General features: G+C 61.4%; 15 protein-coding genes and 1 pseudogene. 9 read left to right on the forward strand and 7 right to left on the reverse strand.

Annotated features, from left to right (window positions below; translation table 11 throughout):
• The first annotated feature begins 35 nt into the window (after nucleotides 1-35).
• A complete protein-coding gene (locus B0W55_RS04145; RefSeq protein WP_077044756.1) occupies nucleotides 36-2,879 on the forward strand; it encodes a class I adenylate cyclase in 2,844 nt (947 codons plus the stop codon).
• A 7-nt stretch (nucleotides 2,880-2,886) separates the two neighbouring features.
• Here B0W55_RS04145 and rnk read toward each other — a convergent pair whose 3' ends face one another.
• The 3 genes from rnk to cyaY form a co-directional block, all read right to left on the reverse strand.
• Nucleotides 2,887-3,297 (reverse strand): nucleoside diphosphate kinase regulator, encoded by a 411-nt coding sequence (gene rnk, locus B0W55_RS04150; RefSeq protein ID WP_077044757.1) that lies wholly within the window; start codon nucleotides 3,295-3,297, stop codon nucleotides 2,887-2,889.
• Nucleotides 3,298-3,423: 126 nt separating this feature from the next.
• A complete protein-coding gene (locus B0W55_RS04155; RefSeq protein ID WP_077044758.1) occupies nucleotides 3,424-3,675 on the reverse strand; it encodes a DUF1289 domain-containing protein in 252 nt (83 codons plus the stop codon).
• Between the two features lie 4 nt (nucleotides 3,676-3,679).
• A complete protein-coding gene (gene cyaY, locus B0W55_RS04160; RefSeq protein ID WP_077044759.1) occupies nucleotides 3,680-4,012 on the reverse strand; it encodes an iron donor protein CyaY in 333 nt (110 codons plus the stop codon).
• Between the two features lie 345 nt (nucleotides 4,013-4,357).
• Here cyaY and B0W55_RS04165 point away from each other — a divergent pair, with 345 nt between their 5' ends.
• Genes B0W55_RS04165 through B0W55_RS04190 form a run of 6 tightly spaced genes read left to right on the forward strand, consistent with a single transcriptional unit; the run spans nucleotide 4,358 to nucleotide 8,965 of the window.
• Nucleotides 4,358-4,531 (forward strand): lipoprotein, encoded by a 174-nt coding sequence (locus B0W55_RS04165; protein ID WP_077044760.1) that lies wholly within the window; start codon nucleotides 4,358-4,360, stop codon nucleotides 4,529-4,531.
• A gap of 9 nt (nucleotides 4,532-4,540) precedes the next feature.
• Entirely contained in the window at nucleotides 4,541-5,788 is a 1,248-nt protein-coding gene (lysA, locus tag B0W55_RS04170; RefSeq protein WP_077044761.1) for a diaminopimelate decarboxylase, read from the forward strand.
• Nucleotides 5,789-5,792: 4 nt separating this feature from the next.
• Nucleotides 5,793-6,623, forward strand: coding sequence for a diaminopimelate epimerase (dapF, locus tag B0W55_RS04175; RefSeq protein ID WP_077044762.1), 831 nt, complete (start codon nucleotides 5,793-5,795; stop codon nucleotides 6,621-6,623).
• A 13-nt stretch (nucleotides 6,624-6,636) separates the two neighbouring features.
• On the forward strand, nucleotides 6,637-7,362 hold the full coding sequence (locus tag B0W55_RS04180; RefSeq protein WP_077044763.1) for a DUF484 family protein: 726 nt from the start codon (nucleotides 6,637-6,639) through the stop codon (nucleotides 7,360-7,362).
• Nucleotides 7,363-7,364: 2 nt separating this feature from the next.
• A complete protein-coding gene (gene xerC / locus B0W55_RS04185) occupies nucleotides 7,365-8,264 on the forward strand; it encodes a tyrosine recombinase XerC (protein WP_077044764.1) in 900 nt (299 codons plus the stop codon).
• The gene (locus B0W55_RS04190) at nucleotides 8,261-8,965 is read left to right on the forward strand and encodes an HAD family hydrolase (RefSeq protein WP_077044765.1); all 705 of its coding nucleotides are present in this window, start codon (nucleotides 8,261-8,263) and stop codon (nucleotides 8,963-8,965) included. The genes xerC and B0W55_RS04190 overlap by 4 nt, the downstream gene beginning before the upstream one ends.
• A 200-nt stretch (nucleotides 8,966-9,165) precedes the next feature.
• On the opposite strand, the gene sutA is transcribed toward B0W55_RS04190, so the two are convergent.
• From sutA to glnK, 4 genes and pseudogenes are all read right to left on the reverse strand, one after another.
• A complete protein-coding gene (gene sutA, locus B0W55_RS04195; protein WP_077044766.1) occupies nucleotides 9,166-9,489 on the reverse strand; it encodes a transcriptional regulator SutA in 324 nt (107 codons plus the stop codon).
• Nucleotides 9,490-9,590: 101 nt separating this feature from the next.
• Nucleotides 9,591-10,015: pseudogene (locus tag B0W55_RS04200) on the reverse strand (secondary thiamine-phosphate synthase enzyme YjbQ).
• Between the two features lie 214 nt (nucleotides 10,016-10,229).
• A complete protein-coding gene (locus B0W55_RS04205; RefSeq protein ID WP_077044767.1) occupies nucleotides 10,230-11,567 on the reverse strand; it encodes an ammonium transporter in 1,338 nt (445 codons plus the stop codon).
• A gap of 35 nt (nucleotides 11,568-11,602) precedes the next feature.
• On the reverse strand, nucleotides 11,603-11,941 hold the full coding sequence (glnK, locus tag B0W55_RS04210; RefSeq protein ID WP_002555808.1) for a P-II family nitrogen regulator: 339 nt from the start codon (nucleotides 11,939-11,941) through the stop codon (nucleotides 11,603-11,605).
• Between the two features lie 419 nt (nucleotides 11,942-12,360).
• Here glnK and B0W55_RS04215 point away from each other — a divergent pair, with 419 nt between their 5' ends.
• Complete coding sequence (locus B0W55_RS04215) at nucleotides 12,361-12,621, forward strand: accessory factor UbiK family protein (protein ID WP_077044768.1); 261 nt, start codon at nucleotides 12,361-12,363, stop codon at nucleotides 12,619-12,621.
• Between the two features lie 246 nt (nucleotides 12,622-12,867).
• On the forward strand, nucleotides 12,868-13,038 hold the full coding sequence (locus B0W55_RS30715; RefSeq protein ID WP_175645464.1) for a hypothetical protein: 171 nt from the start codon (nucleotides 12,868-12,870) through the stop codon (nucleotides 13,036-13,038).
• The last annotated feature ends 21 nt before the right edge of the window (nucleotides 13,039-13,059 follow it).

Here is a 13,059-nt window from a genome sequence, read left to right on the forward strand (position 1 = left end):
CCACACCCGAGCCCTGCGAGCCGGTTTGAGCTGACATGATCCGCACCCACGAAATCCGCCCCGATCTGGACGAGGGAATCGACCGCAAGGTTCTCAGCCAACTGCGCGCCCGTTTCCTCAAGCTCAACGAGGGCCGCATGGCGCGTGCCATGGAGGGTCTGTCGACCCGCCAGCAAAGCGTGCTGAGCCTGCTGCCGCTGTTTTTCCACGTCAATCATCCGCTGTTGCCAGGCTATGTATCGGGCAGCACGCCGGCCGGATTGTCGAATTTCGAACCCGAGGCCAACGTCCTGGCCGAAGCCCAGCGCCTGACCCGTTCGTTCTCCTACAAGCCGCGCCACGGCAGTAATCCACCGCGCCCGATCCACGGTCTGTTCCTGATGGGCAGCCTCGGCACATTGGCCCAGGCCGATCAAAGCGATATGGACGTGTGGGTGTGCCACGCCTCGGACTTGAGCGAGAGTGAACTGGGCGAGCTGCGCAAGAAATGTCAGTTGCTCGAAACCTGGGCCGCCAGCCAGGGCGCCGAGGCGCATTTCTTCCTGATCGACCCGGCCCGTTTCGTGCGCGGTGAGCGCGACAATCAGCTCAGTTCGGAAAATTGCGGCACCACCCAACACTATCTGCTGCTCGACGAGTTCTATCGCACGGCGATCTGGCTGGCCGGGCGCACGCCGATCTGGTGGCTGGTACCGGTCTATGAAGAGGCCAGCTACGACCGTTACACCCATACACTGATCTCCAAGCGCTTCATTCGCGCCGACGAGACCCTCGACCTGGGGCACCTGGCATTCATTCCCCCCGGCGAGTTTGTCGGTGCCGGGCTGTGGCAGTTGTTCAAGGGCATCGAATCACCGTACAAATCGGTGCTCAAGCTGCTGTTGACCGAGGTGTATGCCAGCGAACATCCGCGGGTCCAGTGTCTGAGCCTGCGCTTCAAACAAGCGGTGTTCGCCAACCAGCTCGACCTCGATGAACTGGACCCCTACGTGGTGGTTTACCGGCGCATCGAGGAATACCTCATCGCCCGCAACGAGCCGGAACGGCTGGAGTTGGTAAGGCGCGCGCTGTACCTCAAGGTCAACCGCAAACTCACCGGCAACAGCCGCACCCAGAGCTGGCAGCGCTCGCTGCTCGAGCGCCTGGCTCATGAGTGGCACTGGGATCAACGGCAGCTGACACTGCTCGACAGCCGCAGCCAATGGAAAGTCCGCCAGGTCAGCTCTGAGCGCCGGGCGCTGGTCAACGAACTCAATTACAGCTATCGCTTCCTGACCCAGTTCGCCCGCACCGAACAGACCGTCAGCCTGATCAACAAACGCGATCTCAGCGTGCTGGGCCGGCGCCTGTATGCCGCTTTCGAGCGCAAGGCGGACAAGGTCGAGTTCATCAACCCGGGCATCGCCCCGGATCTGGCCGAAGACACCCTGACCCTGGTGCACGCCCCGAACAAGAAGGAACCGGGACAATCCCAGTGGGGCCTGTACAACGGCAGCCTGACCGCTCTTGAGTGGGAGCACTTCGCGCCGATCAAGCGCAGCCGCCATCTGCTCGAGCTGCTGACCTGGTGTCACCGCAACGGGGTGATCGACAGCAGCACTCGCCTGGCCTTGCATCCTGGCGGCAGCGACCTGAGCGAGTTCGAGCTGTTCAACCTGCTCGGCAGCCTGCAACAAACCATCCCCCTGCCACTGCCGACCGTCAACGAAGAGCCGCTACTGCGCGCCAGCGTGCCCAGTGACGTGCTGATTCTGGTGAACATCGGCGTCGACCCGCTCAAGCACCACCGTGACCTGAACATCCTGATGACCACCGAGCGCACCGATTCGCTGAGTTATGCGGGCGTCCGGGAAAACCTGGTGCTGACCCTGGACCAGGTCACGCTCAACAGCTGGAACGAAGTGCTGGTCAATCGCTTCGACGGCCCCCATGCCCTGCTCGACTGCCTGCGCGATTACCTCAACAATCTGCCCGCAGGCGTCCGGCAACCGAAGTTGCGTGTGCGCTGCTTCTGCCACAACCGCGCGCAGTTCATCGCGCAACGGGTCGAAGATATCCTCGACACGGCGCAAAACCTGTTGCTGAGCACGCTCAACCACCGCTACCTGATTCAGGTCCAGCAGCATTACCACGTGCTGGAGCTGGTGCCGGGCCAGGTCAATCATGTGGCGCTGGACACCTTGCCGGCGCTGGTCGATTACCTGAGCGAGGAGCTGGCCAGTTACAGCCCGCTGCACCTGGACCCAATGGCGCTGGAGGACCACGACCTGGCGCTGCTGCTGCCCATGGGCCAGCCGGACGGCATCCAGGTGTTTTATCGGATCAACGAAGACCAGGCCGACCTGTACGTGCTCGACGAATTCAATGCCTTGTGGCAGCAGCGACTGCCGTGGCATGACGAGCAGAGCCTGCTGGTGCCGCTGCAACGGTTCCTGCAATCGATCCAGTATCGACGTGATGCTTTGCTGCCCATGGAGGCGGCGCACCCCAAAAACCTGGACATCCTGTATTACCAGATCCTGCCTTCCGGCACCGGGCGCGCGCGCCGCGTCGACGCCCGGCCGGCGCCGCATACGCCGGTCAACAAGCCGTTCTATGACGTGCAGGCAATCGTCGGCAAAGCCGCACCGGGGGAAGTGCAGGTCACCTTGTATTGCAATCAGCGGGAGTTTTCAGAGCTCGAGCATGGCGACCAGCTGTTCAAGGTGGTCGCCCGGGAAATCGTCGATCAGCGCCGCGAGAGCCAGCGTTACCGCTGCTACATCACCGACCTGGACCTGTCGGGCCTGCTGGGTGATGGTCAGGGTTCAACCAATTTGTATCTGCGCTACAAGGCGGACCTGGAGCGCGCACTGAACGAGGCGCTCGATCAGGTCTGAGCGATCGTTACTGAGGGAAATCGCCACCGTTGGCCGGTTGCGATTCCACTTCGAGCAGGGTCAGTTTCAGGGTCTTGCCGCCGGGTGCCGGCCAGTCGATGTGCTGGCCGACTTTCAAGCCCAGCAGTGCGCTGCCCACCGGCGCCAGGATCGAGACCTTGCCTTCATCGGCGTTGGCATCCTTGGGGTAGACCAGGGTCAGGTGATAGTCCTTGCCGCTGCTCTCTTCACGGCAGTGAACACGGGAATTCATGGTCACGACATCGGCGGGCACTTCATCGTGGCCGACCAGCGTGTCGGCGCGGTCCAATTCGGTTTGCAGCGCAATAACGCCCGGCAGGGTTTCATCCAGGCTGTCGATCAGACGCTCCAGACGCTGAACGTCCAGACGGGTAAGGGTGATGGAAGGTGCGGTCATGATCAGGGCAGACTCCTTTCTTCTGCACGAAAAAAGCAAAACCCCGCCAGAAAAAGGCGGGGTTTTCACAAGCCTCGATGGGTTGAGGCGTAGCCGGACACTATCACAGCTCAAAAAATATACAAGTCAGGGCAAATCGTGCCCTTGGCCTGGAACCTCTGGTGCGAGGGATTTGCGCTTGGCGGCGCTGGCACAGATCAGCCGCCGCCGTTCATCATCGGCCGAGCGCCACTCGCGAATGTCTTCGACATGGCGAAAACATCCGCGGCAGACCTTTTGCTCGTCCAAGCGGCACACACCGCTGCACGGCGATGGCACCGCCGGGCTGACATTGCTGTAGAGCGGCTTGGGCGGGCGGACGGGGGCTGGCTGGGTCACGGTGTTACAGGCCTTCGAAATCGAATTCGGCACCGGCCTGTTGCTTGACGATGCGCTCGAGCATCTCGCCCAACTGCTCTTCGCTCTTGTCGCACATCCAGCGCTCGCTCTCTTCGTCGTAGTCGAAGTGGAAGCCACCGGACACCGCCGCCAGCCACAACTGCCGCAACGGCTCCTGGCGGCTGAAGATCAACTGAGTGCCGTTTTCGAACTTGACGGTCAGCACACCAGCCGAGCTCTCCAGATCGATATCCAGGTCGCTGTCATCAAAGATGTCTTCCAGGGTTTGCTGGGTGGCATCGACCAGATCGTGGAAACGCGCTTCGGACAAACTCATTACGGCAACCTCAAAAAATGTCTGATCAGGCTCAAGCGCCGCAAGATACGACCGAGTCCCGTCGATTGCAAAGGATAACGACCAGGAGCCTGTCTCTGTGGAAGCGAGCCTGTGGCGAGGGAGCATGCTCGCGCTGGGCCGCGAAGCGGTCCCCAAGCGCCTTGCGTCTGCTGCGCAGCCGAGCGCGAGCAAGCTCCCTCGCCACACAAGCCCGCTCCCACATTGGATCGCACGTGTCCTGTCGGTATCCGGCAAGGCCCGCCGGACGGGCGGCCGCTCGCATAGGCAAGCTGCCGGGTGGCCGGTATACTCCGGCGCAATTAATGCATTTTCAAGGATTTCGCCATGAAGCGCCTGATCTCTTCCCTTGCCGCGCTCCTCGCGGTTGCCTGTCTCGTGACGGCCTGCGGCCAGAAAGGCCCGCTGTACCTGCCCGACGAAGACCAGGACCCGGCCGAGCAGGCCAAGTCCTCGCAGAAGCAGCCGTCGAAGGCTCACAAGCACGACGTCTACCAATAAGGGATCACCATGGACGCTTTTAACTACCGTGACGGTGAACTGTTCGCGGAAGGTGTTGCCCTGTCTGCTATCGCCGATCGCTTTGGTACACCGACCTACGTTTATTCCCGTGCCCACATCGAAGCCCAATACCTGGCTTATGCCAATGCCCTGAACGGCATGCCGCACCTGGTGTGCTTTGCGGTCAAGGCCAACTCCAACCTGGGTGTACTGAATGTCCTGGCGCGTCTGGGCGCCGGTTTCGACATCGTTTCCCGTGGCGAGCTGGAACGCGTACTGGCCGCTGGCGGCAGCGCCGACAAGATCGTGTTCTCCGGTGTCGGCAAGACCCGCGACGACATGCGTCGCGCCCTGGAAGTCGGCGTGCACTGCTTCAACGTCGAATCCACCGATGAGCTGGAGCGCCTGCAAGTGGTCGCCGCCGAGCTGGGCGTTCGCGCGCCGATCTCCCTGCGCGTGAACCCGGACGTCGATGCCGGCACCCACCCGTACATTTCCACCGGTCTCAAAGAGAACAAGTTCGGCATCGCCATCGCCGACGCCGAAGACGTGTACGTGCGCGCCGCGCAATTGCCGAACCTGGAAGTGGTCGGCGTCGACTGCCACATCGGTTCGCAACTGACCACCCTGGCGCCGTTCATCGATGCCCTCGACCGCCTGCTGGGCCTGGTCGACCGCCTCGGCGACTGCGGCATCTACCTGCGTCACATCGACCTCGGCGGCGGCCTGGGCGTACGTTATTGCGATGAGGAGCCGCCACTGGCCGGCGACTACATCAAGGCTGTGCGCGAGCGTCTCGATGGCCGTGACCTGGCGCTGGTGTTCGAACCGGGCCGCTTTATCGTGGCCAACGCCGGCGTGCTGCTGACTCAGGTTGAATACCTCAAGCACACCGAACACAAAGACTTCGCCATCGTCGATGCGGCCATGAACGACCTGATCCGCCCGGCGCTGTACCAGGCCTGGATGGACGTCACCGCCGTGCGCCCGCGCGATACCGCCGCGCGCACCTACGACATCGTCGGGCCGATCTGCGAAACCGGCGACTTCCTGGCCAAGGAGCGTGAGCTGGCGCTGGAGGAAGGTGATCTGCTGGCCGTGCATTCGGCCGGCGCCTACGGGTTTGTCATGAGTTCCAACTACAACACCCGCGGCCGCGCCGCCGAAGTGTTGGTGGACGGTGATCAGGCATTTGAAGTACGTCGCCGCGAGACGGTAGCCGAGTTGTTCGCTGGCGAAAGCCTGCTGCCGGAGTAAAACCATGCTGCTGCGTTTTACCAAAATGCACGGCCTGGGCAACGACTTCATGGTCCTCGACCTGGTCAGCCAGCACGCGCACATTTTGCCCAAGCACGCCAAGCTGTGGGGCGATCGGCACACCGGCATCGGTTTCGACCAGTTGCTGATCGTCGAAGCACCGAGCAACCCGGATGTGGATTTCCGCTATCGGATCTTCAACTCCGACGGCTCTGAAGTGGAACAGTGCGGCAACGGTGCCCGCTGTTTCGCCCGTTTTGTGCTCGACAAGCGTCTGACCGCCAAGCGTCAGATCCGCGTCGAAACCAAAAGCGGCATCATTGAGCTGGATGTTCGCAACGACGGCCAGATCGGCGTCAACATGGGCGCACCGCGCCTGGTGCCGGCGGACATTCCGTTCCAGGCAACGGAGCAGGCCCTTAGCTATCAGGTCGACGTCGACGGCAAAGCGGTCGATTTGGCGGCGGTGTCCATGGGCAACCCCCATGCGGTGCTGCGGGTCAGCGATATCAACAATGCACCGGTGCATGACCTGGGGCCGAAAATCGAACATCACCCGCGCTTCCCGGCGCGGGTCAATGTCGGCTTCATCCAGGTCATCGACCGCAATCGCGCGCAGTTGCGCGTCTGGGAACGCGGTGCCGGGGAAACCCAGGCCTGCGGCACCGGCGCCTGTGCCGCCGCGGTGGCCGCGATCAGCCAGGGGTGGATGGATTCGCCGCTATTGATCGACCTGCCTGGCGGGCGTCTGTCCATTGAATGGGCAGGCCCTGGCCAACCGGTCATGATGACCGGCCCGGCAGTACGCGTATACGAAGGACAAGTGCGTCTTTGAGTGAGCCAAAGCCATGACCGATAAGCCACAGGTACCCGCCCGACAGCCCGACGAATCAGCGTCCGAAAGCCTGGAGGCGGCGGCCGTTGCCGCGTACCTGGAGGCTCATCCGGATTTTTTCGTCGAGCACGAAGAACTGCTGCCGGCCATGCGCATTCCCCATCGACGCGGCGACACCGTGTCGCTGGTCGAGCGGCAGATGACCATCCTGCGTGACCGCAACATCGAGCTGCGTCATCGCCTCTCGCACTTGATGGACGTGGCCCGCGACAACGACCGTCTCTTCGACAAGACCCGCCGCCTGATTCTCGCGCTGATGGACACCAGCACCCTGGAAGACGTGGTGATGTGCGTCGAAGACAGCCTGCGCCAGGATTTCCAGGTGCCCTTCGTCAGCCTCATTCTGCTGGGCGACAACCCCACACCGGTCGGCCGCTGGGTCACCCACGCCGAGGCGCAAGTGGCTATCGGCGGCCTGCTGCAGGAAGACAAAAGTGTCAGCGGCAGCCTGCGCGAGCATGAACTGGACTTCCTGTTCGGCGAAGAACAGCGCAAGCAGATTGGCTCCACCGCGGTGGTTGCCATCTCCCACCAGGGCATCCATGGCATCCTGGCCATCGCCAGCCGTGACCCGCAACACTACAAAAGTTCTGTGGGCACGCTGTTCCTGAGCTACATCGCCGAAGTCATGGGCCGCGTGCTGCCACGGATCAACAGCTCCCTGCGTTCGGTACGCTGAACATGGAACGGCAACTGGACGCTTACTGCGAACACCTGCGCAGTGAGCGGCAGGTGTCGCCGCACACGCTGTCGGCCTACCGTCGCGATCTCGATAAAGTCCTGGGCTGGTGCGTCAAGCAGGGTATCGGCAGTTGGGCGGCGCTGGATATCCAACGGCTGCGCAGCCTGATCGCCCGGCTGCACTCCCAAGGCCAATCCTCCCGCAGCCTTGCGCGATTGCTGTCGGCCGTCCGTGGGCTCTATCACTACCTGAATCGCGAAGGCCTGTGCGATCACGACCCGGCCAATGGCCTGGCGCCGCCCAAGGGCGAACGCCGGTTGCCGAAAACCCTGGATACCGACCGCGCGCTGCAACTGCTCGAAGGCGGGGTCGAGGATGATTTTCTGGCCCGGCGCGATCAGGCGATTCTGGAGCTGTTTTACTCGTCCGGATTGCGCCTGTCCGAGCTGACCGGGCTGAACCTCGATCAGCTCGATCTGGCCGACGGTATGGTCCAGGTGCTCGGCAAGGGCAGCAAAACCCGCTTGTTGCCGGTGGGCAAGAAGGCGCGCGAGGCGCTGGAGTTGTGGCTGCCCTTGCGGGCCATGACCAACCCGGTGGACGATGCGGTATTTGTCAGCCAGCAAGGCCGACGCCTGGGTCCTCGGGCCATTCAGGTACGGGTCAAGACAGCCGGCGAGCGTGAATTGGGACAGAACCTGCACCCGCACATGCTGCGGCACTCGTTCGCCAGTCATTTGCTCGAGTCCTCCCAGGACCTGCGAGCGGTGCAGGAACTGCTTGGCCACTCCGACATCAAGACCACGCAGATCTATACCCACCTGGACTTCCAGCACCTGGCCACGGTCTACGACAGCGCCCATCCACGGGCCAAACGCATTAAAGGCGACGATTCATGACGATCCAACTGATCACCTTCGACCTTGATGACACGCTGTGGGACACCGCCCCAGTGATTGTCAGCGCCGAAGCCGTATTGCGTGCCTGGCTGACCGAGCACGCGCCGAACCTGGGCGCGGTGCCGGTGGAGCACCTGTGGGCGATTCGCGAACGCATCCTGAGCATCGAGCCGAACCTCAAGCACCGCATCAGCGCCCTGCGCCGGCGCGTCCTGTTCCAGGCCCTGGAAGAAGCCGGCTACCCTCATGCAGAAGCCGCGGACCTGGCCGACCAGAGTTTCGAGGTATTCCTGCATGCCCGGCATCAACTGGAGATCTTCCCGGAAGTGCAACCGACCCTGGAAGTACTGGCCAACCACTACGCCTTGGGTGTGGTCACCAACGGCAACGCCGATGTACGTCGCCTGGGGCTGGCGGACTACTTCAAGTTTGCGCTGTGCGCCGAAGATATCGGCATCGCCAAGCCCGATGCGCGGCTGTTCCATGAGGCCTTGCAGCGCGGCGGTGCGACGCCCGAGAAGGCGGTGCATATCGGCGACCACCCGGGCGATGACATTGCTGGCGCCCAGCAAGCAGGATTGCGCGCGATCTGGTTCAACCCGGCGGGCAAGGCCTGGGAGGCAGACCGCTTGCCGGATGCAGAGATCCGTAGCCTGACCGAATTGCCGGCGTTGCTGGCGATGTGGAACGCCGGACACTGACTCCGGATCGTACACACATCCAATGTGGGAGCGGGCTTGCTCGCGAAAGCGGTGGGTCAGCCGACATCAGTGGTCACTGGCACGCCCCTTTCGCGAGCAAGCCCGCTCCCACAATGGATCATGCCGAATCCGAGCGTTTTGATTCAGGCATGAAAAAGCCCGCAGCGACGGCGGGCTTTTTCGGCAAGCGCGAAACAGGCTCAGATAGGCCGGCTGCCGTACTTGTTGTCAGGCTTCTTGGGCGGATCGGCGACCACATTGGCCTCCACTTCCTGCACCTTGCCGCCACGGGCCAGGAACTCTTCCATGGCTTTGGCCAGGGCGTCGCGCTCCTTGTTCTTGGCTTCGACACTCGGCAGCTCATCGACTGATACCGCAGCCTTGGCCTTGCCTTTGGCGGTCACGACGGGTGCATCGCCGCCGTCGTCTTCAGCGACGTCTTCGGCCGCTGCTTCCAGACCTTCTTCGGTTTCGTCGTCGTCGCCTACTTCGAGGTCGTCGTTTTCCAGATCATCGTCGCTCATGTTCTACCTCATGACTTGCGAAAAGCAGATTAGTTATAGCCCAGCTTTGCCCTCTGTCGAAGGCTGCCGGAAAAAAATCAACAGCCGCTGCTGACCAGCGGTTATGCCCCTTCACCGTGCAAGGTGGCGAGGACTTTACGGGCACCGCCATGATCACGGTGCTCGCCCAGATAAACGCCTTGCCAGGTCCCTAACGCCAACCGCCCTGCCGAAATCGGCAGACTGAGCTGACAGCCAAGCACGCTGGCCTTGAAGTGCGCCGGGAGGTCGTCCAGGCCTTCGTCGTTATGCTCATAGCCGTCTGTTCCTTGTGGGATCAGACGATTGAAAAATCGTTCGAAGTCGCGACGTACCGCCGGATCGGCGTTCTCGTTGATGGTCAACGACGCCGAGGTATGCTGCAGCCACAAATGCAACAGACCGACCCGACACCCTTGAGTTCAGGCAGGCCAGCGAGTAACTCGTCCGTTACCAGATGAAAGCCCCGGGGCCTGGCCCGCAGGGTAATCAGAGTCTGTTGCCACATACAGTTCTCCGCACGTTCGGGGCGCATTCTAGCGCGCTCTGGGAAAAAACAAAGGCCCTAATATTGCTTCGATCGCGTCAGCCATCGACCGTGCCAGAACCGCCCTCGTAAACGTTCAAAAAGCGGTCAGAAAAAACCTTTCAGCCACCCTTCAATGACAAATCGCAGGCAAAAAAATGCCCGGCAAGCCGGGCAAGTTTTTACATGCGCGCGCTTACAAGTTGTAGCCGCGTTCGTTGTGAAGCGCCAGATCGATACCGACAGCCTCTTCTTCTTCAGTGACGCGCAGACCCATCACAGCATCGAGCACCTTGAGAATGATGTAGGTGACGATCGCGGTGTAGATCACCGTGAAGCCCACGCCTTTGCACTGGATCCACACTTGTGCGGCGATGTCGGTCACGGTGCCGAAGCCACCCAGGGACGGTGCAGCGAACACACCGGTCAGGATCGCGCCGAGGATACCGCCGATACCGTGCACGCCGAAGGCATCCAGGGAGTCGTCATAGCCAAGTTTGCGTTTGAGGGTGGTGGCGCAGAAGAAGCACACCACGCCCGCCGCCAGGCCGATCACCAGTGCGCCCATCGGGCCCACGGTACCGGCGGCCGGAGTAATCGCGACCAGACCGGCAACTACACCCGAAGCGATGCCCAGTGCGCTAGGTTTGCCGTGGGTGATCCACTCAGCGAACATCCAGCCCAGTGCAGCAGCGGCGGTAGCGATCTGGGTCACCAGCATCGCCATGCCGGCGGTGCCGTTGGCGGCTGCAGCGGAGCCGGCGTTGAAGCCGAACCAGCCGACCCACAGCATCGCCGCGCCCATCAGGGTGTAGCCGAGGTTGTGTGGAGCCATCGGGGTGGTCGGGAAGCCTTTGCGCTTGCCGAGCACGATGCACGCTACCAGACCGGCGATACCGGCGTTGATGTGCACCACGGTGCCGCCAGCGAAGTCCAGTACACCCCAGTCCCACAACAGGCCGCCGTTACCGGACCAGACCATGTGCGCAATCGGTGCGTAAACCAGGGTGAACCAGACGCCCATGAAGATCAGCATCGCGGAGAACTTCATGCGCTCGGCGAAGGCACCGACGATCAGCGCCGGGGTGATGATGGCGAAGGTCATCTGGAAGGTGATGAACACTGCTTCAGGGAACAGCGCCGCCGGGCCGGTCAGGCTGGCTGGCGTGACACCGGCGAGGAAGGCCTTGCCCATGCCACCGAAGAACGAATTGAAGTTGACGACGCCCTGCTCCATGCCGGTGGTGTCGAACGCGATGCTGTAGCCATAAATGACCCACAGGACGCTGATCAGGCCGGTAATGGCGAAGCACTGCATCATCACGGAAAGAATGTTTTTCGACCGAACCATGCCGCCGTAGAACAGCGCAAGGCCGGGAATGGTCATGAACAGCACGAGAGCTGTCGAGGTCAGCATCCAGGCGGTGTCGCCGGAATTGAGGACTGGGGCCGCCACTTCGTCTGCCGCCATGGCCAGGCTGGGCATTACGAGGGACAACAGGGCTCCTAGCCCTGCGAATTTACGCAGAGTCATATTGTTTTCTCCTGGGGCGTTGGGTTTGTGGCGGCTTAGATTGCGTCGGTATCGGTTTCGCCGGTACGGATGCGAATCGCCTGTTCCAGATTGACCACGAAGATCTTGCCGTCACCGATCTTGCCGGTGTTGGCGGCCTTGGTTATCGCTTCGATAACCCGGTCGAGATCCTTGTCGTCAATGGCGACATCAATCTTCACCTTGGGCAGGAAATCGACCACGTACTCCGCGCCGCGGTACAGCTCGGTGTGACCCTTCTGCCGGCCGAAGCCTTTGACTTCAGTGACGGTAATGCCCTGCACGCCGATCTCGGACAGCGACTCGCGCACGTCGTCCAACTTGAACGGCTTGATGATGGCAGTGACTAGCTTCATGAAAACTCTCTCCCGAATTGGTGGACTTGCCCCAGGAAAACAAACCCGTCTCAAGTCTAAGCGCAGTGCCTGGCTTTGTAACGCATCGTCGGCCTTACCTGCCCGTCCGACGCCAGCTAACCGCTCCTTGCAAAACACTCCCCGTGTTCCGCGTGGCGCACTGCATTCGTCACAGCGACTGCATCAGTGCATGGGTCACGAGGGACTAAGCAGAAAGCTTGCCATCTCCACAAACTTCACTGTTTTCAAGCCTTTGCCCGCAGATACCGGCGACTTCGTCAAAACTCTCGACAGGTTACGCACAACAACGGTGCGATGCCGTCCATCCGCATGCGCGAAAAGCGTGCATCCCTTGCCCGCGAAAATGACTATAGACGCTGCGTGATACACTGCCGGCCATTGTTTCCAGGACATTTGCCATGCTCGCGCCCAAAGACTTCCTCGACGCCCTGACCGGCACCGCTTCCCGCCTCTTCAGCGGCGACACTCCTTTGCCAAAAGCCGAAATCGAAAGCCAGTTCAAGGCCCTGCTGCAGAGCGCCTTCAGCAAACTCGATCTGGTCAGCCGGGAAGAGTTCGATAGCCAGATGGTCGTACTGGCTCGTACCCGGGCGCGGCTGGAGGCACTTGAGGCCAAAGTGGCGCAGATGGAAGCGAAGCTGACTCCACCAGCCGAGTAAACACCGCTAATCCTTGTGGGAGCAGGCTTGTTCGCGATTGAAGGTCGATTGCAGATTTAGTCAGAACCCGGGCGTGGTGTTCAGGTGGATCGATAACATCCGGCAAGACACTCCATGCTCTTTCACCGAACTCCTTCAGCTTTATCAGCACGGTCCTACAAAGTGCGGTTCTCAAGCCTAATTTATCGGCCCTCAGCCTTTTCTTTACGCTTTTCGTCTTGTTATTCCCAGCCACAGGAGGTTTCCATGACTCAAAAAAAACGAAAAGCCAAATTGCTACTCCTCGTTCAATATCATGCTGAGGCGCTTCGGCTAGGCGGCAACATTTCATCCAATCAACAAAGATTTCTAGATGTCGCGGCGTCTCACGGCAAAGACCTTGAACCGGCGGGGCTGCTTGCTGGTAGAAGAGCCTGAAACTGCCTGCTGATAACCGCC

The organism is Pseudomonas sp. KK4, from assembly GCF_001984065.1.
Classification (GTDB): domain Bacteria; phylum Pseudomonadota; class Gammaproteobacteria; order Pseudomonadales; family Pseudomonadaceae; genus Aquipseudomonas.

Coding starts and splice junctions, on each gene's coding strand:
- B0W55_RS04145 (WP_077044756.1), top strand. CDS start 36: ATGATCCGCACCCACGAAATCCGCCCCGATCTGGACGAGGGAATCGAC.
- rnk (WP_077044757.1), bottom strand. CDS start 3,297: ATGACCGCACCTTCCATCACCCTTACCCGTCTGGACGTTCAGCGTCTG.
- cyaY (WP_077044759.1), bottom strand. CDS start 4,012: ATGAGTTTGTCCGAAGCGCGTTTCCACGATCTGGTCGATGCCACCCAG.
- B0W55_RS04165 (WP_077044760.1), top strand. CDS start 4,358: ATGAAGCGCCTGATCTCTTCCCTTGCCGCGCTCCTCGCGGTTGCCTGT.
- lysA (WP_077044761.1), top strand. CDS start 4,541: ATGGACGCTTTTAACTACCGTGACGGTGAACTGTTCGCGGAAGGTGTT.
- dapF (WP_077044762.1), top strand. CDS start 5,793: ATGCTGCTGCGTTTTACCAAAATGCACGGCCTGGGCAACGACTTCATG.
- B0W55_RS04180 (WP_077044763.1), top strand. CDS start 6,637: ATGACCGATAAGCCACAGGTACCCGCCCGACAGCCCGACGAATCAGCG.
- xerC (WP_077044764.1), top strand. CDS start 7,365: ATGGAACGGCAACTGGACGCTTACTGCGAACACCTGCGCAGTGAGCGG.
- B0W55_RS04190 (WP_077044765.1), top strand. CDS start 8,261: ATGACGATCCAACTGATCACCTTCGACCTTGATGACACGCTGTGGGAC.
- sutA (WP_077044766.1), bottom strand. CDS start 9,489: ATGAGCGACGATGATCTGGAAAACGACGACCTCGAAGTAGGCGACGAC.
- B0W55_RS04205 (WP_077044767.1), bottom strand. CDS start 11,567: ATGACTCTGCGTAAATTCGCAGGGCTAGGAGCCCTGTTGTCCCTCGTA.
- glnK (WP_002555808.1), bottom strand. CDS start 11,941: ATGAAGCTAGTCACTGCCATCATCAAGCCGTTCAAGTTGGACGACGTG.
- B0W55_RS04215 (WP_077044768.1), top strand. CDS start 12,361: ATGCTCGCGCCCAAAGACTTCCTCGACGCCCTGACCGGCACCGCTTCC.
- B0W55_RS30715 (WP_175645464.1), top strand. CDS start 12,868: ATGACTCAAAAAAAACGAAAAGCCAAATTGCTACTCCTCGTTCAATAT.